The sequence below is a fragment of the Vibrio sp. 1CM8B genome, from assembly GCF_023161685.1.
In the GTDB taxonomy this organism is placed as follows: domain Bacteria; phylum Pseudomonadota; class Gammaproteobacteria; order Enterobacterales; family Vibrionaceae; genus Vibrio; species Vibrio coralliirubri.
Genome location: NZ_JALNTU010000011.1, coordinates 1 through 26,268, shown reverse-complemented (window position 1 = coordinate 26,268; position 26,268 = coordinate 1). Strand labels below are relative to the sequence as shown.

The following is a 26,268-nucleotide window of genomic DNA, read 5'->3' as shown; positions in this document are numbered from 1 at the left end:
CTTTCTATAGTTAGAATATACCTCTAATTGGGTAATACGAAATTTGAATGGGTTAATCTGTGAACGCAATCACCCTATTTATATCATGGTCAATCTAGGTAATTGATTGTTATATATGATAATAATTATCAATTGAACTTTGATACCCCTACCCAGCGATACCCCTTTAGGGGTATATAAACTTCAACGTGATTGAAGTCACTACCATTAATTGATCTAAGACAAGCTATATCCAACACGTAACAAAATGTGTTTGTTTATGAATTAATATAAACAGGAATTCTCCAGTTCTTAATTTGAATAGCAAACTCACAACGCTTGGTATAAGAATCAGTATATTGGAGATATCACTGTGAAAAAGCATTGGATACGTAATTCGGTCACAGCACTATTAATGGTTAGCGCGTCATTAGCAAGCGCAACCAGTTTTGCTGCGTCTGAACAAAAAGAAATTGGCGATCCTCGTAACGATCAGTTCGAGCAAAACCACCCAGATCAATATCATTCATGGAGACAAACTTCAGAAAGCGAAACGATTGAAGACGCACTAAAAGAAGATCCAAACATGGTTATCATGTGGGCTGGCTACGGCTTCGCAAAAGATTACAACAAGGCACGTGGTCACTTTTATGCGATTGACGATGTACGACAAACACTTCGTACTGGCGGCCCAACGGACGAAAGTTCAGGCCCTATGCCTATGGCGTGTTGGAGCTGTAAAAGCCCAGACGTAGCACGTGTTATCGAAGAGCGTGGCGAAGACGGTTACTTTGAAGGTAAATGGGCGCGTCTTGGCAACGAGATTGTGAATCCTATTGGCTGTGCAGACTGTCACGATACCCAAAGCGAAGGCTTTAAAAATGGTGAGCCAGCACTGAAGGTGACACGTCCTTATGTTGAACGTGCGTTCGATGCGATTGGTAAGAAGTTTGAAGACCAAGGTCGCTTAGATCAACAAGCTTCTGTTTGTGCTCAATGTCATGTGGAATACTACTTTACAGGGCCAACCAAAGGCGTGAAATTCCCTTGGGACAAAGGGACTCGTGTTGAGCAAATGGAAGAGTATTACGATGGAATCGGCTTTAAAGATTGGACGCACAAAGTATCTAAAGCGCCAATGCTAAAAGCACAGCACCCTGGCTATGAAACGTGGCGTGAAGGCATTCACGGCAAAAACAAAGTTGCTTGTGTTGACTGTCATATGCCGAAAGTGACCAAAGAAGATGGCACCGTTTATACCGACCATAAAGTGGGTAACCCATTCGACCGCTTCGAAGATACGTGTGCAAACTGTCACACTCAATCTAAAGAAACCATGCGTAACATCGTTTCAAGCCGTAAAGCGCAAGTGTTGAACATGAAGCTGACTGCTGAGAAACAAATCGTAGCCGCTCACTTTGAAGCAGGCGCAGCATGGGAAGCGGGTGCGACCGAGCAAGAGATGGAACCTATCCTACTGGATATCCGTCATGCTCAATGGCGCTGGGACTACGCTATTGCGTCTCATGGTGTTCATATGCACGCTCCTGAAATCGCTCTAGAAGTGCTAGGTACTGCCGTTGACCGCGCAGCCGATGCTCGTACGAAGATTGTTCGTCTACTGGCGAAGAAAGGCATCACTGATCCAATCGAGATTCCAGACATCTCGACCAAAGAAGCGGCTCAAAAAGCGCTTGGAATGGACATGGATAAGATGAACGCTGAGAAACAACACTTCTTAGACACGGTTGTTCCTAAATGGGAAGAGCAAGCTGAAAAGCGTGAAGCCAACTACGAATACTAGTTTCTTCAATTAGACCATTACGTAAAAACCAGTCACACTATTATTGTGTGGCTGGTTTTTTAGGTTTGGGGCAATACACATCAATATCTCGTGCCCAATCCACTCGCCAATTCAAGGAATAGACAATGAAAACCTTACTTTCACTTTCAGCATTATGTATCGCACTACTCAGTTCAGGCGTTCACGCTTCTGAGCGTGCTGAGACAGGGTGGGAATTAATAGAGAAAGGCGCATTAGTGGTTGATGTCAGAACACCAGCAGAGTTCGAACAAGGGCATCTAGACAACGCCATCAACTACCCTCTTTCTGAAGTGGCTACTCACTTCGCCAAGATAGATAAAGACCAACCGATCGTTTTGTATTGCCGCAGTGGTAATCGCTCAGGACAAGCCTATCAATTCTTGCAAGCTCAAGGGTTTACCCAAATCCATAACGCAGGTGGGTTGATTGAAATGCAGGAAAGTAAATAACTAAAGATTAACGACTATGCCAAGCCTAGCGGATCATCTGTTTGGCTTGGTTGATCGAGTGAATAATCGAAACACGATCTATCCCCTTTTGATTGGAATCGAGGATTTGAGTCCATGCATCAATCGCTTGTTGATAACGCATGCTAATGAAGTGATCGGTCGCAATCAGCATCAATGCCGTACGATCATTGGGATCAAGCCGCATGGAGTGATCCAGTAACGCATTCACATCATCGCTCATCGCTTGTGAACTAAGATAGTAAAGTGCCGTTGCTTTGGCTGCATAGAGGCCCGAAGGTGCTTGAGGATCTAACCGAATCGCATAGTCGTAGCAGGTGAACGCTGCATCAAATTCCCCTTTCTGCATATACACACCACCAAGCTTAAACCACAAGTCGGATTGATTCGGATCTTGTTTGAGGCTTTGCTGAAGCTCATCTTGGAAATCTGTTGCCGTGTAACTATTGTTATCATCTAAAGGAAGTTGAGGTATCTCTTGTTTCAGTTGAGACCAAACAAGCACGCTCAAAGCGACCGCAGTAATCGAAATCACTACATTGCTTTTTAGATGACTGCTGTTTTTGTTCGCCGCAATAACGACCACAATCAAAAACAAGCTCATTAGTACCAACGCAACCAACAACCAGATGTCCATTCCACACTCCTTTCTATCCACTCCCTACTCTATCGTTTTCATCTCTCCTCTATATTGATCAAGGTTTAGCTATCGAGATTTTATCGATCACGGCTCTGTTATAAAGTCACACCAAGCTCCACAAATAACAGGTAATAAAAAACCGAGCCCTTAGGCTCGGTTTTTTCAATGGTAAGCTTAATTACTTAGCGTAATAGAGATTACTCAGTGTCTTGCTCGCTATCACTTTCAGAGTCAGAAGCATCTGATGCTTGCTCTTCACTTGATTCAGCAACTTCAGCGTTGATAGTTTCAGCACCAGCTTCTTCAGCTTCGCCTTCTACAATCTCAGCTTCTTCTACTTCGTCGATACGTTGTAGACCTACAACATTCTCGTCTTCAGCAGTACGAATCAGTGTTACACCTTGAGTGTTACGACCAACTTGGCTAACTTCCGCTACGCGAGTACGAACTAGCGTACCTGCGTCGGTGATCATCATCATTTCATCGCCTTCTTCAACTTGAACAGCGCCAACAACTGGGCCATTACGTTCAGAGACTTTGATAGATACTACACCTTGCGTTGCACGGCCTTTCGTTGGGTATTCTGCTAGCTCAGTACGCTTACCGTAACCGTTTTCAGTCACAGTTAGGATATCGCCTTCGTTAGAAGGAACAATCAGTGAAACCACTTGATCGTCTTCTGGAAGCTTCATACCACGAACACCAGAGGCAGTACGGCCCATTGCTCGTACTTTGTCCTCGTTAAAGCGAACAACTTTGCCCGATTTAGAGAACAGCATGATGTCGCTATCACCGTTAGTGATATCAACGCCAATCAGTGAATCGTCGTCACGTAGGTTAACTGCGATTAGGCCGTTAGCACGTACGTTTGCGAATTGATCCAGTGATGTCTTCTTAACTGTACCGTCACCCGTTGCCATGAAGATGAATTTCTCGTTAGAGAACTCAGAAACAGGCAGGATAGCCGTAATACGTTCACCTTCTTCTAGAGGAAGAATGTTAACGATAGGCTTACCACGAGCAGTACGACTTGCTAATGGTAGTTGGTAAACTTTCAGACGGTATGTCTTACCACGAGTAGAGAAACATAGGATGTTATCGTGAGTATTAGCAACAAGCAGACGCTCAATGTAATCCTCATCTTTCATCTTAGTTGCACTCTTACCTTTACCACCACGACGTTGAGATTCGTAGTCGCTTAGGATTTGGTACTTAACGTAACCTGCGTTAGAAAGCGTTACTACAACGTCTTCTTGAGCAATCAGCTCTTCCATGTCGATGTCATGAACTGCCGCTGTGATTTCTGTACGACGCTCGTCGCCATAGATTTCACGTACCGCTTCAAGTTCTTCACGGATAACTTCCATCAAACGCTCAGTGCTTGCAAGAATGTGCATTAGCTCAGCGATTTCTTCTAGAAGTGCTTTGTACTCGTCTAGAATCTTCTCGTGCTCAAGGCCAGTTAGGCGGTGAAGACGAAGTTCTAGAATAGCTTGTGCTTGTGTTTCCGTTAGGAAGTATTGGCCATCGCGGATGCCGTATTGGTCTTCCAACCAATCAGGACGAGCCGCATCAGTACCAGCACGCTCAAGCATTGAAGCAACGTTACCAAGATCCCAACCGCGTGCAACTAAGCCAGCTTTTGCTTCAGCTGGTGTTGGAGCGTTACGGATAAGCTCAATGATTTCGTCGATGTTAGCAAGTGCTAGAGACAGTGCTTCAAGGATGTGTGCACGATCGCGCGCTTTCTTCAGTTCGAAGATAGTACGACGTGTCACAACTTCGCGACGGTGGTCTACGAAGCACTTAAGCATGTCTTTGATGTTGAACAACTGTGGTTGACCGTTGTTCAACGCAACCATGTTGATACCGAAAGTCGTTTGCAGTTGAGTTTGAGCGTATAGGTTGTTTAGAACCACTTCGCCTACTGCATCACGCTTACATTCAATAACAATACGCATACCATCTTTATCAGATTCGTCACGCAGTGCACTGATGCCTTCTACTTTCTTATCTTTAACCAGTTCAGCAATCTTCTCGATCAAACGAGCTTTGTTTACTTGGTAAGGGATCTCAGTAACGATAATGGTTTCTTTACCATTCTTCTCTACTTCGATATCCGCTTTTGAACGCATGTAAACCTTACCGCGGCCAGTCTTATAAGCATCAACGATGCCTTTACGACCACTGATAAGTGCTGCTGTTGGGAAGTCAGGACCAGGAATGTAGTCCATTAGCTCATCAATAGTGATCTCTTCATTATTGATGTAAGCCAAACAGCCATCAACAACTTCACCAAGGTTATGTGGTGGAATGTTGGTAGCCATACCTACTGCGATACCAGAAGCACCGTTTACCAATAGGTTAGGAATTTTTGTAGGAAGTACTGCTGGAATTTGTTCTGTACCATCGTAGTTCGGTACGTAATCCACAGTTTCCTTATCAAGGTCAGCCAGTAGCTCGTGAGCAATTTTCGCCATACGAACTTCGGTATAACGCATTGCAGCCGCGGAGTCGCCATCGATAGAACCAAAGTTACCTTGGCCATCAACTAGCATGTAACGCAGTGAGAACGGTTGAGCCATACGAACAATTGTATCGTATACAGCACTATCACCATGCGGGTGGTATTTACCGATTACATCACCTACTACACGAGCAGACTTTTTATATGGTTTGTTCCAATCATTACCTAGTACATTCATCGCGAACAAAACGCGGCGGTGTACTGGTTTTAGGCCATCACGCACATCTGGAAGGGCACGACCAACGATGACGGACATCGCGTAGTCTAGGTATGAACCTCTAAGCTCATCTTCAATATTTACGGGCGTGATCTCTTTCGCTAGATCGCTCATAGAGCCATTTTCCCTCTATAGTCAGATCGTATTTTTGAATACGTATAAGACCGAAAAATATAACACAAATTTACCTACGGAGGCATCACTTTCCCTCTCCTTTTACCATCTTGTGACCCTTGTAGCCAATCAATTGATGAGAAATTGCACCTCCGCATCATATCTTGCTGAAACATGGTCACTTTACATCCAATAAACTAGCAAAATTGTAGATCTTCTGGTCAGCGCGAAAAGGCAAGTTATAATGCCTGCAATTTCATGGATGCATTATTTAACTTGGAAATGCCGATTATGACTAAATCACAGAACGTAGACCCAGCAGAAATCAAGAAATTCGAAGACATGGCGTCACGCTGGTGGGATCTAGAAGGCGAATTTAAGCCGCTACATCAAATCAACCCACTGCGCCTAAATTACGTATTAGAGAAGACTGAAGGCCTGTTTGGCAAGAAAGTCCTCGATGTTGGCTGCGGCGGCGGTATTCTTGCAGAAAGCATGGCGGTTGAAGGTGCGATAGTAACAGGCCTAGACATGGGTAAAGAACCGCTAGAAGTCGCGCGTCTTCACGCATTAGAAACTGGCACCAAGCTCGATTACATCCAGAGCACTATCGAAGACCACGCAGAACAGAACCCACAGATGTATGATGTAGTAACGTGCATGGAAATGCTTGAACACGTTCCTGACCCGCAATCTGTTATCACTGCCTGTTCAAAATTGGTGAAACCGGGCGGCCACGTGTTCTTTTCTACATTGAACCGTAACTTCAAATCTTACTTGTTTGCGATTGTTGGTGCAGAGAAGCTATTGAAGATCGTTCCAGAAGGCACTCATGAACACGAGAAGTTCATTCGCCCTGCTGAACTTATCAAGATGGTCGATAACACTCCGCTGCAAGAATTAGGCATTACAGGCCTGCACTATAACCCGTTGACGAACACCTACCGTTTAGGCCAGAAAGTCGATGTGAACTACATCGTTCACACACAAAACTTTGGCTAAAAAATATCGGTAGCCCTACCGTAAAATCTTTTGTAAAAAAGACGAATGAAAAGAGTTGCAATTACCATAACTTTGCGACTTTTTTCAGTCTAAATTTCGTGCGCTAGCTTCCATTTTGACCACCTCGATTTAAATTTAATCGCCCAAAATCCATCGCCCATTTTGGCCAAAGATCAAGGGATTTTTTTTTATGGGCGTGCAAAAATAAAGCATCATTAAAAGCCGGCTTTTATACAATCAAGTCACATCTAACCTCATCAGTTAGTGGTCACTTACAGTTTTTTTTCAATCCACCACTTATCCACAAGCAACCCCATTTCTTTACCTTGAAAAATATCAGTTGTAGCACTATCTTGTAACCCAACAAACAAATGACCCCTATATGTTGTGTTTGAACTACAATGTATGGGTAGACCAAGATCACAAAGCCGAAACGTAATTTACAAAAATTACAAAGAAATACACAAAAACACGGCCTTGTTCAGTTTTGTTAGGGAAATTAAGCAGAATGAACCAACAACTTACTGTTACCAAGCGTAACGGGCGCAAAGAAACGATCGATCTAGAGAAGATCCATCGCGTGATTACATGGGCAGCTGAAGGCTTGCACAATGTTTCTGTATCACAAGTAGAATTGAAAGCTCACATTCAGTTTTACGATGGCATCACCACTACTGACATTCATGAAACTATCATCAAGTCAGCAGCGGATTTAATCTCTGAAGAGACTCCTGATTACCAATATCTAGCAGCACGTCTGTCTGTATTCCACCTACGTAAAAAAGCGTACGGCGAATACGAGCCGCCTGCACTGTATGACCACGTTGCAAAACTGGTTGATATGGGTAAATACGATAGCCACCTTATGGAAGACTACACGAAAGCTGAATTCGAAGAGCTTGACGAGTACATCGACCACAAACGTGACTTAGACTTCTCTTACGCAGCGGTTAAGCAGCTCGAAGGTAAATACTTCGTGCAAAACCGTGTAACGAAAGAAATCTACGAGAGTGCTCAGTTCCTTTACATTTTAGTTGCTGCGTGTCTATTCGCTAAATACCCGAAATCGACTCGTCTTGACTACATCAAACGTTTTTACGACGCATCGTCTACGTTTAAGATTTCTCTACCTACACCGATCATGTCTGGTGTACGTACGCCTACTCGTCAATTCAGTTCTTGTGTACTGATCGAGTGTGGTGACAGCCTTGATTCAATCAACGCAACAGCAAGCTCAATTGTTCGTTACGTATCTCAACGTGCTGGTATTGGTATCAACGCAGGTCGTATCCGCGCACTTGGTTCTGAAATCCGTAATGGTGAAGCGTTCCACACGGGCTGTATCCCTTTCTACAAATACTTCCAGACAGCAGTAAAATGTTGTTCTCAAGGTGGTGTTCGTGGCGGTGCAGCAACAGTGTTCTACCCACTATGGCACGGTGAAGTTCAGTCTCTATTAGTACTGAAAAACAACCGCGGCGTTGAAGAGAACCGTGTTCGTCACATGGATTACGGCGTACAACTGAACAAGCTTATGTACTCTCGCCTAGTTCAAGGTGGCAACATCAGCCTGTTCTCACCTTCAGACGTACCTGGCCTTTACGATGCGTTCTTCGAAAACCAAGACCGTTTTGAAGAGCTATACGTTAAGTACGAAAACGATCCTTCAGTGAAGCGTGAAACGGTTAAAGCCGTTGAGCTGTTCTCTCTGCTAATGCAAGAGCGTGCTTCTACTGGTCGTATCTACATTCAGAACGTTGACCACTGTAATACACACAGCCCGTTTGATTCTGAAGTTGCACCTGTTCGTCAATCGAACCTATGTCTAGAAATCGCGCTTCCTACTAAGCCACTTTCTAACGTAGAAGATGACGAAGGCGAAATTGCACTATGTACGCTTTCAGCATTCAACCTTGGCGCAATCAATGAACTAGACGACCTAGCAGAGCTTTCTGAGCTGGTTGTTCGTGCTCTAGATGCACTGCTTGATTACCAAGACTACCCGCTTCCAGCTGCATACAAGTCGACAATGAACCGTCGTACTTTAGGTGTAGGTGTAATCAACTACGCATACTACCTAGCTAAGAATGGTGTTAAGTACTCTGATGGCAGCGCGAATGGCCTGACTCATCGTACTTTTGAAGCAATTCAATACCACTTGCTAAAAGCATCTGTTGAACTAGCGAAAGAGCAAGGCCGTTGCCCATCTTTCCACGAGACCAACTACGCGAAAGGCCTACTGCCAATCGATACTTACAAAAAAGATATCGACTTAGTATGTGAAGAGCCACTGCACTACGATTGGGATTCTCTACGTGAAGAGATCATGGAGCACGGTCTGCGTAACTCTACGCTAACAGCGCTTATGCCTTCTGAGACATCGTCTCAAATCTCGAACGCGACTAACGGTATCGAGCCACCACGTGGTTACGTATCAGTGAAAGCATCGAAAGACGGCATCCTGAAGCAAGTGGTTCCAGATTTCCTAAATCTTAAAGAGAACTACGAGCTACTTTGGAACATTGGTTCTAACGACGGTTACCTACACCTAGTGGGTATCATGCAAAAATTCGTTGACCAAGCTATCTCTGCAAACACTAACTATGATCCAAGTGTTTACGACAGCGGTAAAGTACCAATGAAGAAGCTGCTTCAAGACCTACTAACAGCGTACAAGTACGGTGTTAAGACGCTTTACTACCATAACACTCGTGATGGTGCTAAAGACGACCAAGGCGATGCAGTTCAAGTGCCGGAAGAAGATTGTGAAGGCGGCGGTTGTAAGATCTAAACCGCAATAAACATTAAGACCCCAGAGAAGAGTTATCTTCTCTGGGTTTAAAGCATTAACAGGGTCCGTTTTATTACGGGTCTTTAAAGGATTTGAGGCATTTATGGCTTACAGTACTTTTTCTCAGCAAAAAAATGACCAACTAAAAGAACCAATGTTCTTGGGTCAGTCGGTAAACGTTGCACGTTACGACCAACAAAAATTCGAAATCTTCGAAAAGTTGATCGAGAAGCAGCTTTCTTTCTTCTGGCGTCCAGAAGAAGTAGACGTGTCTAGCGACCGTATCGACTACAACAAGCTTCCTGAGCATGAAAAGCACATCTTCATCTCTAACTTGAAGTACCAAACGCTTCTAGATTCTATCCAAGGCCGCAGCCCTAACGTTGCCCTACTTCCACTGGTATCTCTACCAGAAGTTGAAACTTGGATTGAAACTTGGTCTTTCTCTGAAACGATTCACTCTCGTTCTTACACGCACATCATCCGTAACATCGTGAATGATCCAGGCGTAGTATTCGACGACATCGTTGAAAACGAAGAGATTCTAAAGCGCGCTAAAGACATCGCTTTCTACTACGACGACCTAATCAAGCTAACGGCTGACTACCACCGCTACGGTGAAGGCAACCACAGCATCAACGGCGAAGACGTTAAGATTTCACTTCACGACCTGAAGAAGAAACTTTACCTATGTCTAATGTCTGTAAACGCACTAGAAGCGATTCGTTTCTACGTAAGTTTCGCATGTTCATTTGCATTCGCTGAACGTGAGCTAATGGAAGGTAACGCGAAGATCATCAAGCTAATCGCTCGTGATGAAGCACTTCACCTTACTGGTACACAGCACATGATCAACTTGCTACGTAACGGTCAAGATGACTTCGAATTCATGCAGATCGCTGAAGAATGTAAGCAAGAGTGTTTCGACCTATTCAAAGAAGCGGCTGAGCAAGAAAAAGAGTGGGCAGAATACCTATTCAAAGATGGCTCTATGATTGGTCTAAACAAAGACATACTTTGCCAATACGTTGAGTACATTACCAACATCCGTATGCAGGCTGTTGGTCTAGGTACTGCTTACCCAGCAGCAACGTCGAACCCGATTCCATGGATCAACGCTTGGTTGTCTTCAGATAACGTTCAAGTTGCTCCACAAGAAGCAGAAATCAGTTCTTACCTAGTTGGCCAAATCGACAACGAAGTAAAAGCTGACGACTTTGAAGGATTTGAGCTGTAATGCCAACAATCAAAATCAACAAGCTGACTTCTATTGAATCTAACCCTTCAAACACTCTATTGGAAACAATGGAACAAGCGGGGTTAGAGCCAGAATACAACTGCCGAGATGGCCACTGTGGCGCTTGCCGTTGCACGTTGGATTCTGGAGAGGTCGAGTACGTTGGTTTTGCTATGGCTTACACGCAAGGTAATGAAATATTGCCTTGCATCTGTAAAGCAAAGACTGAGCTATCGCTGAGTAACGTTATTCATAGAAACAAGCAAAAACGCGCATAAGCCAACTGGCTTTAGGTCGCTTTGTTCGAATATCTTCAATAAGAATTAAAAAGGGTCCGCTTCCTTTAGGAATGCGGACCCTTTTCTATTTATGTCTTTAGATATCTGAAACAACTCATACAGCACTCAGCCAAAGTCTTCCTGTTGGCTTGCGTCATACAAAGTCAAACGTTTATTGCCGAGTCAGGTTAAGAGTCACAGAGCCAATATAACAAGCGCTTCGGCACTCTCCACAGCCGTTACACTTATCTTTGTCCACTGTAGGCAACTCTCCTACTTCGATGTGTATCGCACCTGCTGAACACGCAGTTTGGCATGCTGAACAATCCATTTGCATGTAATTATTGCAGCTATCAGCAAAACTCGGCTTGAGGTCGATATAAGGTGTGACCGTTGGATGAAGTGCGCCAGTCGGACACACTTCAGTGCATTTGTTACACATAGAACAACTGTTGTAATCCAAATTCAGCAGCGCACTGCCCTCTAGCATTTCAATAACGCTATTCGGACACGCTTGCTCACACAGCTCACAACCGTCGCAAAGACGCTCAAACAGCACCTCGTCGACCGCTCTTGGCGGCCTTGCGTGCAAGCGCTGTGATATCTCTTCATAATTCGCGGCTGCTTTAACCGGTTTAGAAAGTCGAGTTAAAAAACCGCGTCTATTTGAATTTATTTGTTCAGACATTAGTCGATATATAACTTTTTAGTAGCAACGTTTAAATTATATTCAGATGTTAAGTACTTAAACCAATCTATTACATCAACCGATAGCTTTTTATAAAAAGATAGCTCTGATGCTTTATTTAATTTTTCTAAATAAGCAGAAGACCAAGTGAATAAGTGACTCTCAAGTAATTCACCAGCTGAATTGATATTTTTATTTTCTAACAAATACGCATGAGCGAATAACATTAAACCAAATTGATCTTCCGGCTCTCTTAACCCAGTGTCTAATTCAATCTGATTCAATTCTAAAAACTGGCGATACTCTACAGTAGAAGCACCGAACACAACGCGATCTTTATCTAAGTACACAGACCCCCAAGGCGGAGCAGGCATGTCTCCAACGCCTTCAAACAGGCGACTGAACTCTGCAGCGAGCGCATCTTCGTCTTCGCCTCTCAATGCCTGCAAGCATTCCTCAGAGAGCACTTCGCTCTCAACCAAAGCTTCAACAATGGTGACCAACTGTTCTTTACTTGTCGCTTGATAAAATAGCGAACCCAATAATTTATGCGTATCGATAATCATTATTATTTATACCGTTATAGGTTTAAAGATAATTATATTAATTAATCCATTTCATTCTTTGATCTATTTTATACATTCGATTTATAAGATTTAAATTTCGATCTTATTTGATGTTAATCAACCAACATTTATATATTAAAAGACAAAACCAAAACTACCTATAAAGTGCTAGTCATCAATAACAATAGGCATCTTAGAATGACGAATAAGAAAGAATCTGGGGTAATGAATCTTACTCGAAGAGGCTTCATGAAAGCTTCTTCTGCAGTAGGTAGTGCAGCCGCACTTGCGGGCGGTATCGCGTTACCTTTCAAATCCAAACCAGTAGCGGCTGCGGTTGCTGAGAATGTGGACGAGAAAATCGTATGGAGTGCATGTACGGTAAACTGTGGCTCTCGCTGCCCGTTACGTATGCATGTACAAAACGGTGAAATCAAATACGTAGAAACCGACAACACAGGTACTGACGAATACGGTCATCACCAAGTGCGTGCGTGTCTACGTGGTCGCTCGATGCGCCGCCGTGTTTACAACCCAGATCGCCTAAAATACCCAATGAAACGTGTGGGTAAACGTGGTGAAGGTAAGTTTAAGCGTATTAGCTGGGAAGAGGCTTACGATGAAGTCGCTGGCACCATGCAACGCCTTATCAAAGACTACGGTAACGACACTATCTACCTAAACTACGGTACAGGTACACTGGGCGGTACGGTTACTAAATCTTGGCCACCAGCTCAAACGTTGATTGCTCGTCTAATGAACCTAAGTGGTGGTTACCTAAACCATTACGGAGACTACTCAACAGCGCAAATCGCGAAAGGCTTGAGCTACACCTACGGTGGTTGGGCAAACAACAACTCTTTCTCTGACTTAGAGAACACTAAGCTTAACATCCAATTTGGTAACAACCCTGCCGAGACACGCATGTCTGGCGGCGGTCTGATCCACCACTACGTTGAAAGTAAAAACAAATCGAACGCAAGAACGATCATCATTGACCCTCGCTACACCGATACTGCTGGCGGCCGCGAAGATCAATGGATCCCAATTCGTCCTTCTACAGATGCGGCATTGGTAGCGGGTCTTGCACACGTGATGATCACTGAAGACCTTGTCGACCAACCGTTCCTAGACAAATACTGTGTAGGTTACGATGAGAAGACCCTTCCTGCATCAGCGCCTAAAAACAGCGACTACAAATCTTACATCCTAGGTTTAGGTGAAGATAGCGTAGAGAAGACACCAGAATGGGCTTCTAAGATCACCGGTATTCCCGTTGATACTATCGTCAAGCTTGGCCGTGAAATGGGCACAGCAAAACCGTGCGCAATCCACCAAGGCTGGGGCCTGCAACGTACTGCGAACGGTGAGCTAGCTTGTCGTGCAATCGCAATGCTGTCACTGCTCACCGGTTCTGTGGGTGTATCAGGTGGTTCTACAGGTGCTCGTGAGAGTGACATCAACATTCCGTTTGTGCGCTTCCCTACTGTGCCAAACCCAGTTGAAACGTCTATTTCAATGTTCATGTGGACAGACGCGATTTACCGTCACCATGAAATGACCGACATCACTGATGGTGTTCGCGGTGCAGAGCGCCTTAAAAACCCGATCAAGATGATCTGGAACTACGCAGGTAACTGCATCATTAACCAACACTCAGACATCAACAAGACTCACGCGATTCTTCAAGATGAAAGTGCGTGTGAAATGATTGTCGTGGTTGATAACCATATGACTTCTTCCGCGAAATACGCCGATATCATCCTGCCAGACTTAACAACGTCTGAGCAAGACGACTGGTGTATGGACGGTAAAGCGGCGAACATGCCTTACTTCATCTACGCGCAGAAAGCGATTGAGCCTCAGTTTGAAGCGAAATCTATCTACGAGATGTGTACTCAGCTTGCGAAACGCATGGGCGTAGAAAAAGAATTCACCGAAGGCCGTACTCAAGAGCAATGGATTGAGCACCTTTACGCTGAAACTCGTAAGAATGATCCAACACTGCCAACCTTCGAAGAGATGAAAGAACTGGGTATCTACAAACGTAGCTACGACCACCACTACATCGCTTACGAAGACTTCCGCAAAGATCCAGAAGCGAACCCACTGACCACACCAAGTGGCAAGATTGAGATCTACTCAGAGCAACTGGCTGATATCGCGAAGACTTGGAAGCTGAAAGAAGACGAAGTGATTCACCCACTTCCGATTTACGCGGACTCTTTTGAAGGTCATAACGATCCACTAGCAGATAAGTACCCACTTCAGCTAACCGGTTTCCACTACAAGGCTCGTACTCACTCAACTTACGGCAACGTTGCAGAAATCAAAGCAGCCGCACCGCAAGAGTTGTGGATCAACCCAATCGATGCAAAAGAACGTGGTATTGAAAGCGGCGACATGGTGAGTATTTTCAACGACCGTGGCGAAGTACACATTCCAGCGAAAGTGACACCAAGGATTCTTCCTCGAGTTGTCGCACTAGGCGAAGGTGCATGGTACGCACCCGATGGTCAGAAGATCGACCATGCAGGCTCTATCAACGTGCTGACTACTCAGCGCCCGAGCCCACTTGCTAAGGGTAACCCTCAGCATACAAACCTAGTTCAAATCAAAGCGCTAAAGAAAGCATAAGGTAGGTTGGAATGAAACAATACGGCTTTTACATTGATTCAAGTAAATGCACGGGTTGTAAAACCTGTCAGCTTGCTTGTAAAGATTATAACGATCTAGACATCAAAACGAACTACCGTCGTGTATACGAATACGCCGGTGGTGGCTTCACTCAAGATGGCGATACCTGGGTTCAGAAAGATGTCTTTTCTTACTACCTTTCTATCGCTTGTAACCACTGTACTAACCCAGCGTGTGTGAAAGTGTGTCCTTCGGGCGCGATGCACAAACGTGATGAAGACGGTTTGGTTGTGGTTGATGAGAGCGTATGTATTGGTTGTCAGCACTGTAGCAATGCGTGTCCTTACGGCGCACCACAATACAATGCTAAGAAAGGTCACATGACGAAATGCGATGGTTGTTACCAACGTGTTTCTGAAGGCAAACAGCCTATCTGTGTTGAGTCTTGCCCACTTCGTGCATTGGAATTTGGCGAAATCAATACACTTCGCGAGAAGTACGGCTCAGGTGCGGATGTGGCTCCACTGCCATCTTCAACAGAAACGCTACCAAACATCGTGATTAAGCTGAACAAAAACGCGAAACCGACTGGCGATACCAGTGGTCACCTAGCAAACCCGAAGGAGGTGTAAGATGATTTTTCATGAGTGGTCTTTAATCTTCTTTACGGTGCTGGCGCAAACTGCGGTTGGTGGTTACTTACTGATTGGCGCACGTGCACTGGTGCTTGGTCATGACGAAGAGAAGCTGAACAGTTACAAGGTTCCAATGTTCATTCTATGGGCATTAATGGGTCTAGGCTTCATGTTCTCGACAACGCACCTTGGCTCTCCACTGCGCGCGTTTAACGCTTTTAATCAGCTAGGTTCGGCTTGGTTGTCTAACGAAGTGTTCTTCGGTGCGGCATTCTTCGCTGTCGGTGGCCTGCAATGGCTATTGTCTGTGCTTAAGAAAGGTGGCGTAGCGATCCAGAAAGCACTGATGGTTGGCGCGATGGTACTGGGTGTTATCTTCATGTACGCGATGATCAACGTATACATGATCAACACAGTACCGACGTGGGACAACATCTACACACCACTGAGCTTCATCATGACGATGGTTGTGGGTGGCTTGCTGCTATCTCAGTTCGTGATTGTGTTCGCAAACGACAGTCGCTTTACGGTTGACCGTAACATCACCATGCTGGCTGTTATCGCAGTTGCTATCAGCTTGCTTGTGACAGTAGGAAAACTGAACCTAATCGGTGACATCCAAACTTCAGCGGCAAAAGCGTCGGAGTTAGTCGATGGTTTAGGTAGCTATGTGATTCTTCAAGTGGCACTGCTAATGGCAAGCTTGTTGATTTGGATTCTACCTATGCTGAACAAAGCAAAAGTGAACCCAGTTAACCTTGGCTTAGCACTAGTATTGTTCTTGGCTTCAGAGTTAATCGGCCGTGGTTTGTTCTACAGCCTACATATGACAAGCGGTTTGTAATCGAGTTCTTAGAGATATGAGTTGCGTATAAACATCGCTGCTTGTTTGGTTATCTAGAAGGCTAGATAAACAAAAGGCCCAACACCTATTTAGATGTTGGGCCTTTTTATTTCATTTTTTCTAGCGTTTTTAGTACAGACTTAACGAGTTCACTTACATCGTTAGCTTACATAGCTACTTAATGATAGCCGCTGGAATAAACATATCTTTCAATCGCTTAACCGAAGAGTAAGTACCAAACATCGGCTTATTGTCTAGATGCCTTCTCAGCATATCGGCGGCGACGGTCTTAATCACGTTGCGTTGGTCTTCACGCGAGTACTGACGATAAAACTCAAGTACCTGACCCCACTCGCCTGCTTCAGTCGACAATGCAACGCTGAATGTGTTGCCTTCCAGCTTACCAGTCACCAAAGCCAATTCGGTTCCGCACTTCTCTCTTGTTGCTCCAGCCAGAGCAAAGGTCGCGGCTAATGGATCGCTTTTTTCAAGCTCGCTCTCTTTTGGCTCAGCCATCACCCACGAGTGTCCGAAGCAATCTTCTATCTGCTCATTCAACTGCAGCCACGCTGACAGTGAACCTTTGGTCGACACTTCAGACACAGATAACGTCTTCTTTTTTTCCGCCATGATGTGTCCAATATGGTCAATCATCGGCTCATCGACACTAACGACATTACTCTCTAGCAGCTTGTAAACCATCTGCAGAAGCTTAACGCGAGTTTCTAGGTCTGCCTTAGGACCAAACAGTTTAACCTCAATGAATGGCAGATAAGAGCGATAACCCAACTCATAACCTTCTGGCAGCTTTAGTTGGTCCAAAACATCAGAGATACCAGACTCAGACAAACCAAACGTAAACAGTCGACTGCATTCAGAGGCAACCACTTGAGGGTAGGTACGCGACAAGTCAGGAAGAATCTCAAACGTGACCATGCGTTTGAACTCACTCGGTACACCCGGCGTGAAATAGAAAGTCGCATCGTTGATTTTCAGTTTGAAGCCACAAGCCGTCCCCACAGGGTTATCGACAATATCTGAACTCGCAGGTAACAAAGCTTGTTTAAGATTGCTGTCAGGCATGGGCATGCCACGTCCGGAGAACATCTCTTCCATACGAGAAAGCCATTCAGGGAACATGACGAGTTTCTGCTCAGAAGCCGTTGCAGCGGCTGCAGCACTCATATCATCGGTTGTTGGCCCTAGACCACCATTAACGATAACCACATCATAGTTAAAGCTCAGCATCAACAGTTCTTCAACAAGAGCATTCATTTGATCACCCACAGTTGAGCGCTTAGCAAGAGCAAAACCATGCTGATAAAACTCACCAGACATCCAAGCTGCGTTTGTATCTACAATGTCTCCATGAAGAACTTCTTCACCTGTACTTAACATTGCGATTTTCGTCATATTTCTATCCCTTGTTGTCATAAAAAGACACTGCATTATTTACAAACTGGTCTATGGTTGAATTTGGAGCAATTCGCCTTTTCACTAATATTAATAATGTTAAACCTAAGGTTTTCTTAGGAAAAGCTATAAATTATTAGTTCCCTAAATCAGGCATTTAATAGATAATTGTGACCCTGATCAATTCCAAACTTTCTCATGGAGACCCTTGTGGCCAAATCACCGTTACTAGCAAAGGTTACTGCTGCATTTACAATGCTAATGTCAGTTAACTCGGTTGCAAGCCAATACGACTTCGACCAGCCAATCAACCTTTCTTATTCGGATGAATGTGCTCAAGATTACTGTGTTAATGATAGCTTGTACACCTACAAGCCTAATACCAATTACGCACTGAGCGAATCAAGTGAAGAGTATGACTTCTCAATCCAACAACCAAAACACATGTTGGTAAGCCAAGAGAAAGATTGGGATTACCTAATGGGTCAAACCTACACTATTCTTGGCCTAAGTGTTGCAACGGTTGGTTTGATGACCTTCTTACCTGAAAGTATTACTAAATGGGACGACGACCAACGTGACTTAAGTAAGCTAGGTCAAAAGTGGAAAGACAACGTTTCTGCTGGTCCAACATGGGACCGTGACGAACACTTCCTAAACTATGTCATGCACCCCTATTTTGGTGGTGTTTACTACACAGCTGCACGTCACGCGGGTTACAACGAGTTTGAATCGTTTGTGTACTCTTGGACGATGTCGACCTTCTTCTGGGAATACGGCGTAGAAGCATTTGCTGAAGTACCTTCATGGCAAGATCTCTTCATCACACCTTTCTTCGGTGCGGTTGTGGGTGAAATAATGCTAGAAACCGAGCAAGATATCATTGCTTCAGGTGGCGAAGTGATGGGTTCTCAAACCATGGGTGATGTGTCGCTATTCTTCCTTAACCCTGTTGGCCATATCCATTACTGGGTAAGTGATGCATGGGGCGGTGACGCAGAAGTGAACCTGAATACTAACCCTTGGTGGGATAACCAAGACGCTGCACGTTTTGCTTACGATGCTGGCGCGCCATACGACTCTCAGTTTGTTGGTATGAACTTCAAAGTAACGTTCTAATTCGTCTCTAGGACTACTCAATATAAGTTGCTGAATCATCAATCACAGTGACAACTCTTCTAAAAAGCGGCTCTCTAGCCGCTTTTTTTGTGCCCTACTCTTCATTCTCTTTTTTTGCATCGAAGCTTAGTTTCAAAAATTGACCTAGGTCAAACATTGTTCGATGTAACCTTCTACACTGAAATTAAAGAACTTTATCGCGTGATATCAAACATTTAATTAGCAAAGAATAATTGAAACCTTGGGGGCTGATATGAACAGTACATTTATCGTAAACTTTATCGGAAAAGCATCACCAGCAACAATCAAACAGCTTGCTGCGGTTACTCACGAAAACGACGGCAAATGGCTCATCAGTAAAGTGAACTTTATTGAAGACCAAGTCGCAGGCGTACTAAAGGTTCAACTTCCAGCCATCAACGAATCGATTGTCAAAGAAGCTTTTAGCGCCAATCCGGATCTCATCGTGCAGTTTGTCGATTCCGATCATACGCACAATGCTCAAGACACAATCCATCACCTAAGACTCGATTCTAACGACCGAGCAGGTATCGTCAACGAAGTGACTCATGTATTGGATAGACAAGGGATCAGCATTCTCGATATGGACTGTCACCGCGTATTTATCGCAGGTGGTGGCGGTGTTAGCTCAAGCCTATTCACATCAAAAATCGCCGTTAAACTGCCTATCGAAGTACAGATCGACGACGTCGTTAATGAACTCGAAACGCTCAGTGAAGATACTCGGGTGATGATTGAAAGCTAAATAAACAAAATTGAAGAACAAAAAAGAGCAGCTCATTGGCTGCTCTTTTTATTGCTCTTAACTTGTAATTCAGTTACTTAACTGACCATTGTGATAATGAGCGTTTGAAGTCTTCATAACCGAATTCATTTAGCTTCTGAACTTCACCACTGCTACGTTCGCAGTAGATTGATGGCATTTTAAGGCCATTGAACCAGTTCAGTTTCACCATGGTGTAACCCGCGCTGTCTAACAGATGCAGCTTTTGACCAATCTTAAGTGGCTCATCAAAGCTCGCTTCGCAGAACTGATCGCCCGCAAGGCATGAACATGAGCCAATCACATAGTCGTGACTGCCTGTTTCTGAGGCTTCCAATACTGATGCTGGCTCATTGTAGATAAGCGTGTCAAGGCGGTGCGCCTCAGTCGCTGAATCCACAATCGCTGTTTTCTTCACGTTCTCAACAATATCGACCACTGTCACAACTAGATCGGTTGTTTTAGTGATGATCGCTTCACCCGGCTCAAGGTACATCTGCACGCCGTGTTTTTCAGAGAAGGCTTTTAGCGCAAGACCAAGCTTTTCGATATCATAGCCCGGCCATGTGAAGAACACACCGCCGCCCATGCTCACCCAATCTAACTTATCTAGGTGTTCACCAAACTGTTCAGAGATAGAGTCAAGCAGGCTAATAAAGGCATCGACGTCTTTGTTCTCACAGTTCATGTGGAACATCACGCCGTCAATAGTCTCAAAAATCTCGGGCTTGATATGGTCAGCTTGAACGCCTAAACGAGAGAATTGACGTGCTGGGTTTGCCAAGTCTTGCCCCGCATAGCTCACGCCCGGATTTAAACGTAAACCCAGTGACGCTTTACCTTCAACAATATGACGGTAAGCAGCAAGTTGGCTTTGAGAGTTGAAGATCATCTTGTCGCAGATGTCAGCAACTTCTCTCACGTCATCTTCGCTGTAACCGACACTGTAAGCGTGCGTCTCACCACCAAAGGTTTCGTGGCCAAGCTTCACTTCGTATGGGCCAGAGCTTGTCGTGCCATCGAGATAAGGTTTGATGATGTCAAACACACCCCATGTCGAGAAACACTTCAGTGCCAATACCAACTTCACACCTGAAATCTCTTTCAGCTGCTTAGCTATCTCTAAATTCGCGATCAACTTATCTTCGTTAATCATGAAATAAGGCGTTTTTAGTTCGTTGTTTTGCATGTTAATACCTTGCTGCCGTCGAGTTCACGAAGGCACATGATAATCGAACAAAGCCGACGCAACAGCATCGGCTTGTAATTATACGTTCTCGTCAATCATATGACTTTGAATGGAATTCGCAGAGCTTTGCCCTTGTCGCTAGGACAACGCGACGAGGGCAAAGAGCCAGAAATTACTTCAAAGTGTGGATCAGAGGTAAACCGGCTGTCGGCTCTAGCTCTTGAACGTGCCAATCTAGACCGATTTCCGGCATGGTTGCTAGGAACGGGTCTGGGTTTAGCTGTTCCATGTTGAACACGCCTTTGTCAGCCCATTCGCCACGGAAGAACTGAAGTGCAGCAGTAATCGCTGGAACACCGGTTGTGTAAGAGATCGCTTGGTGCTCTACGTCTTCGTAAGCCACTTCGTGGTCTGCGTTATTGTAGATGAATACGCTACGCTCTTTACCGTCTTTCTTACCTTGAACCCAAGTACCGATACACGTTAAACCTGTGTAACCCGGAGCTAGAGATGTTGGATCTGGTAGTAGTGCTTTAAGAACATGCAGAGGCTGAACCACAGTGCCGTCGTGCAGTGTTAGCGGATCTGGGCTAAGAAGACCGATATCACGCATGCAGTTGAAGTAATTCAGGTATGCATCACCAAAGCCCATCCAGAATTCGATACGCTTAGCTGGGATGAACTCTTTCATTGAACGAACTTCATCGTGCGCCATTGAGTAAACTTTGTGTGAACCACAGTTCGGGAATTCAAACTCAAGCATACGAGAGTGACAAGGTACTTGTTTCCACTCTTCATTTTCCCAGTAGAAAGAGTCGCCTTGGATCTCAAGCATGTTGGTTTCTGGGTCAAAGTTTGTCGCAAACTTCTTGCCGTGGTCGCCAGCATTCACGTCCATTACGTCAATTGAGTCAATCTCATCAAACAAGTGCTTAACCGCGTATGCAGCAAAGATTGATACCACACCTGGATCAAAACCAGCACCAAGAATACCTGTGATGCCCGCTTCTGCGAACTTCTCACGGTAGCCCCACTGCCAATCGTAAGCTTGTGGTACTTGTTGGCCTTCAGAACATAGGTCAACCGCTACCGATGTATCTAGGTAAGAGACTTTAGTTTGGTAACACGCTTCCATGATCGCCATGTTTACCCAAGGAGGACCAGCGTTGATCACTAGATCCGGCTGAACTTCTTTAATCAAAGCAACAAGCGCATCAACATCATCAGCGTCTACTGAACGTGCTTCTAGTTTCTTAGTTGAATCTTTAAGGTTGTTTTTGCCCTTGATAGATTCGATGATTTTTTCACACTTCGCGATTGTGCGAGAAGCGATTGTGATATCACCCAGTACTTCGTTATTTTGTGCTGCTTTGTGTGCAACAACCCAACCAACGCCGCCTGCACCAATTTGTAGAATAGCCATAGTTTTAATTACCCTTGTTGTTCTGCTAGCTCAATAGCTAAAGTTTGAATTTTGTTTATTAGAGATTTGAAATCTGATGTCGTTAAGCACGGATTCAAGATAGTAAATTTCAATGCACTTTTACCGTCGACGACCGTTTCGCCAAGCACGGCAACACCACGAGTCAGTGCTTCCAGTCTTAACGTTTGATTCAGTTTGTCTAAATCTAGCTCACCGTTTTCTGATTGCCCATTGCGAGGCACCGATCGGAACAGCACAGTAGACAGTGACGGCTCAGCAAGCAGTTCAAAATCGTCATGCTTCTGAATCAGGTCTGCAACTTGAAGCGTCTGCTCTAGGAGATGATCGTACATATCACCCAGCTGCTTTGGCCCAACGTTTTGCATCGTCATGAAGACTTTCAGTGCATCAAAACGCTTGGTGGTCGCAATAGACTTATCGACTAGATTTGGCAGTTCATCGTGTTCGCGGTTCAAGTAGTCTGCGTGATGCAGTAGGTACTTAAAGTTCGCTTTGTCTTTCAGCAGCACAGCACCACAGCTGATTGTTTGAAAGAACAACTTGTGGAAATCAACACTCACTGAATCCGCTTTCTCGATGCCTTTCAGGCGAGCTTTATGGCTACTTAAAATAAGCGCACCACCGTAAGCACTGTCGACATGGAACCAAAGATCTTGTTGGTTGGCGATGTCAGCAATCGCTTCAAGGTTATCAATAGCACCGTGATCGGTTGTACCCGCAGTACCGACAACCGCAAAAGGAATCAACCCTTGTGCTTTAAGCGCTTTCACTTCTGCATCTAACAAGTCAGGCTTGATAGTGCCGTTTGCATTGGTGTCAACACAGCACACTGCCGCTTCGCCTAACCCTAGTAGAGAGGCTGACTTTTGAACCGTGAAGTGAGATTTCTTTGAACATAAGATACGCAGCTTGCTCGCGTATTCTGGTAAGCCAAGCTTTTGGATAGAATGACCATTGTGCTTATCCGCGACCCAGTCTCTCGCAAGCAATAAACCCATTAGGTTACTTTGCGTGCCGCCGCTGGTGAAAACACCGTCAGCTTGTGCGCCAAGTTGGTATTTGTCACACATCCAATCCACAACGCGCTGCTCAACATAAGTCGCAGCCGATGCTTGGTCCCATGAATCCATTGATTGATTCAACGCCGCGATAATCGATTCCGCAGCTACCGAAGCCATGAGAGGTGGAGTGTGAAGGTGTGCAATACAGTCAGGGTGTTGCACGAAGATGGAGTTTGCAGCGACAAGGTCCGCAGTGCTATCTACAACATCAACCAAAGCGTGTTGATTGTTATCAAGGTCGACAGCATTGATGGATGCTTCTAACACTTTTGGATCTAAACCCGAATAAGGGGTTTCAACCTGTTCAAAAACCGCTTTCATCGCTTGAGTGGTTTGGTTCATCACGTTAGCAAATTCGTCGCTACCGCCTAAACCTGTCTGAATGAAATACTTGTTCCATTCTTGGTTTGCTTGTTCGCTTGAAGCTGGGTCTTGTTGTAGACCACCACCAGCTGCGATGATCGCTTCTTCCATGACGCGCAATGCAAAGTCGATCTGCTCAAAAGAGATAATCATTGGTGGAAGGAAGCGAATAACCGAACCATCACGGCCGCCCTTTTCGACCATCAAGCCGCGCTCTAATGCTGCTCGTTGAATCGCAAGAGTCAGTTCGCCGTCTGATTGTGGTTCACCAAACTTGTTAAGCTCACCATTTGGTTGCTTGATCTCAGCGCCGAGCATCAGGCCTTTACCGCGAACTTCAGCGATACAGTTCACACGAGATTGAATCTTCTCAAGCCCGTGACGTAAGTATTGACCTGCGATGTTCGCGTGCTCAACCAAACCATCTCGCTCAATGATTTCCAACGCCTTAGCGCCAGACACCATTGCTAACTGATTACCACGGAATGTACCGGTGTGCTCACCCGCTTTCCATGTATCAATGCTCTTATCGAACACAAGCAGCGACATAGGCAGTCCGCCACCAATTGCTTTAGACAAGCATAAGATATCAGGGTTAACGCCTGACTCTTCAAACGCAAATCGATGACCCGTTTTACCCACACCACACTGAATTTCATCAAAAATCAGTAGGATACCGTGCTCGTCACAGATGCGACGTAGGCCTTGTAACCAAGATGCTGGAGCAGGAATCACACCGCCCTCACCTTGCACTGGTTCAACGATCATCGCGGCTGGTTTCATGATGCCAGACTCGTCATCGTTCAACATACGCTCGATGTAACGAATGCTCGCGTTGGCACCCGCTTCACCACCAATGCCAAACGGGCAGCGGAGGTTGTATGGGAAAGGCATGAAATGTACGTCAGACATCAAACCACTACGACGTTCTTTAGTGCCGAGGTTACCCATCATGCCCATAGTGCCGTTGGTCATACCATGGTAAGCACCACGGAAAGCAAACATGGTGTTGCGACCTGTCGTTTGCTTAGCGAGCTTGATCGCCGCTTCCACAGCGTCAGCGCCAGATGGGCCACAGAATTGAAGAACCGAGTTATTTGAAAAGTCTTGAGGAAGAAAAGCTTTAACTCGCTTGATAAACGTCTCTTTTGCTTGAGTCGTGATATCAAGTGTTTGGTATGGCAAACCAGAATCGAGCTGGTCTTTCAGTGCTTGGTTAATCTCAGGGTGGTTATAACCCAGAGAAAGTGTACCTGCACCGGCTAAGCAATCGAGAAAGAGTTGGCCACGAGTATCTTCAACTAAAGCGCCACATGCTCGTTTAATAGCAATAGGTAAGCGTCTTGGGTAAGAGCGAACATCCGACTCATGCTGTTCTTGCTCTAGCAAAATAGCGTCAGGTGTCAGGTCGTACGTTCCCTCTAAGATAGGAACCATAGTTGAAAATGAATTTGCGATAGTATTGATATCGACTTCAAAGGCGGTAGTCATAAAAGTCCCCTTGAATGTGTTCATACTCACCTCCATCAGACGCAATTACCCACCAACTCTCGTTAAATTTGGAGAGAGTTCATAGCGAAGCACGCGTATTGTCTAGAAATGAGATATAGCTGTACGCTCGCATAAGTCAAATGACGAATACGAAATTAAGCCGTCTTAAGACAGCGATAAATTGTTAGCGTGAGCTCAAGGTTCAGTAATGCTACTGTTTTGAAGAATTGGACATTTTTGCAGGATCGGGCAGCTATGAGGAGCTGGTCCCTTTGGAAATGCAGAGCTGATTAGCAATGTTGTAATTAGTGTGTTCAATGTTGGGTTTCCCATTAACATGGCGAACTGCGCCATAAGTATCCCGTCTATCAGCTAAAGGACTAGCCAATACCTACCCTACGTAATGTCCCAATCAGCAAGAATGGTCACTACGCGTATCCCCCAGAAGCAATCGTTGCTCTTCTTGAACATTGTTCATTCCGAGATTGCGCGGGAAAGTAACATAAAGTGAAATGAACGATCAATAGTTTTTAATAATAGCTTGATAAATAGCAGCGGTGGCTAAGGAATTGCTGAAAATATCGTCAACACTAAGTTTAGGAAAGAGATCCCCGGTTCATTCGTTCCTCACGCCCGAGGATGACGACGTAGGGTTACAAACGTCACTAGAGAAGCTTTGAGGCTGTGGCGCCTTTACGTAATTCCCTAGCACGAGGAACGAGTTCATAGGGAATCTCACTTTTAAAAACGAACTTGATTGCGAAATTTTGAGGCAAGAATAAAAATGAATTTTTAGCGCGGATTCGAACAAGAAGAGTTCTTAAACGTAAAAGCTATACGTCAGAAACCAAAAAGCCCGAACATTTCTGTTCGGGCTTTTTAATTTGGAGCGATACATCGGGTTCGAACCGATGACCTCAACCTTGGCAAGGTTGCGCTCTACCAACTGAGCTAGTA

19 protein-coding genes are annotated in these 26,268 nt (G+C 44.9%); 11 read left to right on the top strand and 8 right to left on the bottom strand.

Annotated features, from left to right (window positions below; all coding sequences use genetic code 11):
* The first annotated feature begins 352 nt into the window (after positions 1-352).
* Both nrfA and MSG36_RS18355 read left to right on the top strand, forming a co-directional pair.
* Entirely contained in the window at positions 353-1,783 is a 1,431-nt protein-coding gene (nrfA, locus tag MSG36_RS18360) for an ammonia-forming nitrite reductase cytochrome c552 subunit (RefSeq protein WP_170930195.1), read from the top strand.
* A 125-nt stretch (positions 1,784-1,908) separates the two neighbouring features.
* Positions 1,909-2,253 carry a rhodanese-like domain-containing protein gene (locus MSG36_RS18355; protein ID WP_052879081.1) on the top strand — a complete coding sequence of 115 codons (345 nt, stop codon included), beginning with the start codon at positions 1,909-1,911 and terminating at the stop codon, positions 2,251-2,253.
* A gap of 25 nt (positions 2,254-2,278) precedes the next feature.
* On the opposite strand, the gene MSG36_RS18350 is transcribed toward MSG36_RS18355, so the two are convergent.
* Positions 2,279-2,908, bottom strand: a complete 630-nt coding sequence (locus tag MSG36_RS18350) for a tetratricopeptide repeat protein (protein ID WP_086969570.1) — start codon at positions 2,906-2,908, stop codon at positions 2,279-2,281.
* A 200-nt stretch (positions 2,909-3,108) separates the two neighbouring features.
* Positions 3,109-5,769, bottom strand: coding sequence for a DNA topoisomerase (ATP-hydrolyzing) subunit A (gyrA, locus tag MSG36_RS18345; RefSeq protein WP_048613586.1), 2,661 nt, complete (start codon positions 5,767-5,769; stop codon positions 3,109-3,111).
* A gap of 291 nt (positions 5,770-6,060) precedes the next feature.
* On the opposite strand from gyrA, the gene ubiG reads away from it, so the two are divergent.
* The 4 genes from ubiG (at position 6,061) to yfaE (ending at position 11,077) form a co-directional block, all read left to right on the top strand.
* Complete coding sequence (gene ubiG, locus MSG36_RS18340) at positions 6,061-6,771, top strand: bifunctional 2-polyprenyl-6-hydroxyphenol methylase/3-demethylubiquinol 3-O-methyltransferase UbiG (RefSeq protein ID WP_048613216.1); 711 nt, start codon at positions 6,061-6,063, stop codon at positions 6,769-6,771.
* 508 nt (positions 6,772-7,279) lie between these two features.
* Entirely contained in the window at positions 7,280-9,562 is a 2,283-nt protein-coding gene (gene nrdA / locus MSG36_RS18335; protein WP_017060992.1) for a class 1a ribonucleoside-diphosphate reductase subunit alpha, read from the top strand.
* A 103-nt stretch (positions 9,563-9,665) separates the two neighbouring features.
* Entirely contained in the window at positions 9,666-10,799 is a 1,134-nt protein-coding gene (gene nrdB, locus MSG36_RS18330) for a class Ia ribonucleoside-diphosphate reductase subunit beta (RefSeq protein WP_017063554.1), read from the top strand.
* Positions 10,799-11,077, top strand: a complete 279-nt coding sequence (gene yfaE / locus MSG36_RS18325; protein WP_010438115.1) for a class I ribonucleotide reductase maintenance protein YfaE — start codon at positions 10,799-10,801, stop codon at positions 11,075-11,077. The genes nrdB and yfaE overlap by 1 nt, the downstream gene beginning before the upstream one ends.
* 172 nt (positions 11,078-11,249) lie before the next feature.
* Here yfaE and napF read toward each other — a convergent pair whose 3' ends face one another.
* Entirely contained in the window at positions 11,250-11,765 is a 516-nt protein-coding gene (gene napF / locus MSG36_RS18320; protein WP_059020627.1) for a ferredoxin-type protein NapF, read from the bottom strand.
* Complete coding sequence (locus MSG36_RS18315) at positions 11,765-12,331, bottom strand: molecular chaperone (protein WP_086969568.1); 567 nt, start codon at positions 12,329-12,331, stop codon at positions 11,765-11,767. Before MSG36_RS18315 ends, napF begins: the two co-directional genes overlap by 1 nt.
* A 198-nt stretch (positions 12,332-12,529) precedes the next feature.
* Here MSG36_RS18315 and MSG36_RS18310 point away from each other — a divergent pair, with 198 nt between their 5' ends.
* Genes MSG36_RS18310 through MSG36_RS18300 form a run of 3 tightly spaced genes read left to right on the top strand, consistent with a single transcriptional unit; the run spans position 12,530 to position 16,447 of the window.
* Positions 12,530-14,968 carry a DmsA/YnfE/YnfF family dimethyl sulfoxide reductase gene (locus MSG36_RS18310; protein WP_248369198.1) on the top strand — a complete coding sequence of 813 codons (2,439 nt, stop codon included), beginning with the start codon at positions 12,530-12,532 and terminating at the stop codon, positions 14,966-14,968.
* Positions 14,969-14,979: 11 nt separating this feature from the next.
* The gene (locus MSG36_RS18305) at positions 14,980-15,600 is read left to right on the top strand and encodes a DMSO/selenate family reductase complex B subunit (protein ID WP_004733360.1); all 621 of its coding nucleotides are present in this window, start codon (positions 14,980-14,982) and stop codon (positions 15,598-15,600) included.
* A 1-nt stretch (position 15,601) separates the two neighbouring features.
* Positions 15,602-16,447 carry a DmsC/YnfH family molybdoenzyme membrane anchor subunit gene (locus MSG36_RS18300; protein WP_048613147.1) on the top strand — a complete coding sequence of 282 codons (846 nt, stop codon included), beginning with the start codon at positions 15,602-15,604 and terminating at the stop codon, positions 16,445-16,447.
* 174 nt (positions 16,448-16,621) lie between these two features.
* Here MSG36_RS18300 and MSG36_RS18295 read toward each other — a convergent pair whose 3' ends face one another.
* Complete coding sequence (locus MSG36_RS18295; protein ID WP_081231417.1) at positions 16,622-17,860, bottom strand: CinA family nicotinamide mononucleotide deamidase-related protein; 1,239 nt, start codon at positions 17,858-17,860, stop codon at positions 16,622-16,624.
* Positions 17,861-18,070: 210 nt separating this feature from the next.
* Between MSG36_RS18295 and MSG36_RS18290 the strand changes: the two genes are divergently transcribed.
* Together MSG36_RS18290 and MSG36_RS18285 are read left to right on the top strand one after the other, a co-directional pair.
* Positions 18,071-18,979, top strand: a complete 909-nt coding sequence (locus MSG36_RS18290) for a DUF3943 domain-containing protein (RefSeq protein ID WP_060982418.1) — start codon at positions 18,071-18,073, stop codon at positions 18,977-18,979.
* 253 nt (positions 18,980-19,232) lie between these two features.
* Positions 19,233-19,745, top strand: coding sequence for an ACT domain-containing protein (locus MSG36_RS18285; protein ID WP_050646057.1), 513 nt, complete (start codon positions 19,233-19,235; stop codon positions 19,743-19,745).
* Positions 19,746-19,818: 73 nt separating this feature from the next.
* On the opposite strand, the gene nspC is transcribed toward MSG36_RS18285, so the two are convergent.
* The 3 genes from nspC to MSG36_RS18270 all read right to left on the bottom strand — a co-directional run bounded on the left by nspC (position 19,819) and on the right by MSG36_RS18270 (position 25,335).
* On the bottom strand, positions 19,819-20,952 hold the full coding sequence (nspC, locus tag MSG36_RS18280) for a carboxynorspermidine decarboxylase (RefSeq protein ID WP_248369195.1): 1,134 nt from the start codon (positions 20,950-20,952) through the stop codon (positions 19,819-19,821).
* A gap of 172 nt (positions 20,953-21,124) precedes the next feature.
* The gene (locus MSG36_RS18275; RefSeq protein WP_050052945.1) at positions 21,125-22,375 is read right to left on the bottom strand and encodes a carboxynorspermidine synthase; all 1,251 of its coding nucleotides are present in this window, start codon (positions 22,373-22,375) and stop codon (positions 21,125-21,127) included.
* Between the two features lie 8 nt (positions 22,376-22,383).
* Positions 22,384-25,335, bottom strand: a complete 2,952-nt coding sequence (locus MSG36_RS18270; RefSeq protein ID WP_248369192.1) for a pyridoxal phosphate-dependent class III aminotransferase — start codon at positions 25,333-25,335, stop codon at positions 22,384-22,386.
* Positions 25,336-26,268: the final 933 nt, after the last annotated feature.

What these genes read in the sequence shown, in the direction of transcription:
- MSG36_RS18315 (WP_086969568.1), bottom strand. Translation starts at nt 12,331, where the DNA reads ATGATTATCGATACGCATAAATTATTGGGTTCGCTATTTTATCAAGCG.
- MSG36_RS18270 (WP_248369192.1), bottom strand. Translation starts at nt 25,335, where the DNA reads ATGAACACATTCAAGGGGACTTTTATGACTACCGCCTTTGAAGTCGAT.
- MSG36_RS18350 (WP_086969570.1), bottom strand. Translation starts at nt 2,908, where the DNA reads ATGGACATCTGGTTGTTGGTTGCGTTGGTACTAATGAGCTTGTTTTTG.
- nspC (WP_248369195.1), bottom strand. Translation starts at nt 20,952, where the DNA reads ATGCAAAACAACGAACTAAAAACGCCTTATTTCATGATTAACGAAGAT.
- MSG36_RS18295 (WP_081231417.1), bottom strand. Translation starts at nt 17,860, where the DNA reads ATGACGAAAATCGCAATGTTAAGTACAGGTGAAGAAGTTCTTCATGGA.
- gyrA (WP_048613586.1), bottom strand. Translation starts at nt 5,769, where the DNA reads ATGAGCGATCTAGCGAAAGAGATCACGCCCGTAAATATTGAAGATGAG.
- yfaE (WP_010438115.1), top strand. Translation starts at nt 10,799, where the DNA reads ATGCCAACAATCAAAATCAACAAGCTGACTTCTATTGAATCTAACCCT.
- MSG36_RS18305 (WP_004733360.1), top strand. Translation starts at nt 14,980, where the DNA reads ATGAAACAATACGGCTTTTACATTGATTCAAGTAAATGCACGGGTTGT.
- napF (WP_059020627.1), bottom strand. Translation starts at nt 11,765, where the DNA reads ATGTCTGAACAAATAAATTCAAATAGACGCGGTTTTTTAACTCGACTT.
- MSG36_RS18310 (WP_248369198.1), top strand. Translation starts at nt 12,530, where the DNA reads ATGACGAATAAGAAAGAATCTGGGGTAATGAATCTTACTCGAAGAGGC.
- nrdB (WP_017063554.1), top strand. Translation starts at nt 9,666, where the DNA reads ATGGCTTACAGTACTTTTTCTCAGCAAAAAAATGACCAACTAAAAGAA.
- MSG36_RS18355 (WP_052879081.1), top strand. Translation starts at nt 1,909, where the DNA reads ATGAAAACCTTACTTTCACTTTCAGCATTATGTATCGCACTACTCAGT.
- ubiG (WP_048613216.1), top strand. Translation starts at nt 6,061, where the DNA reads ATGACTAAATCACAGAACGTAGACCCAGCAGAAATCAAGAAATTCGAA.
- MSG36_RS18275 (WP_050052945.1), bottom strand. Translation starts at nt 22,375, where the DNA reads ATGGCTATTCTACAAATTGGTGCAGGCGGCGTTGGTTGGGTTGTTGCA.
- nrdA (WP_017060992.1), top strand. Translation starts at nt 7,280, where the DNA reads ATGAACCAACAACTTACTGTTACCAAGCGTAACGGGCGCAAAGAAACG.
- MSG36_RS18300 (WP_048613147.1), top strand. Translation starts at nt 15,602, where the DNA reads ATGATTTTTCATGAGTGGTCTTTAATCTTCTTTACGGTGCTGGCGCAA.
- MSG36_RS18285 (WP_050646057.1), top strand. Translation starts at nt 19,233, where the DNA reads ATGAACAGTACATTTATCGTAAACTTTATCGGAAAAGCATCACCAGCA.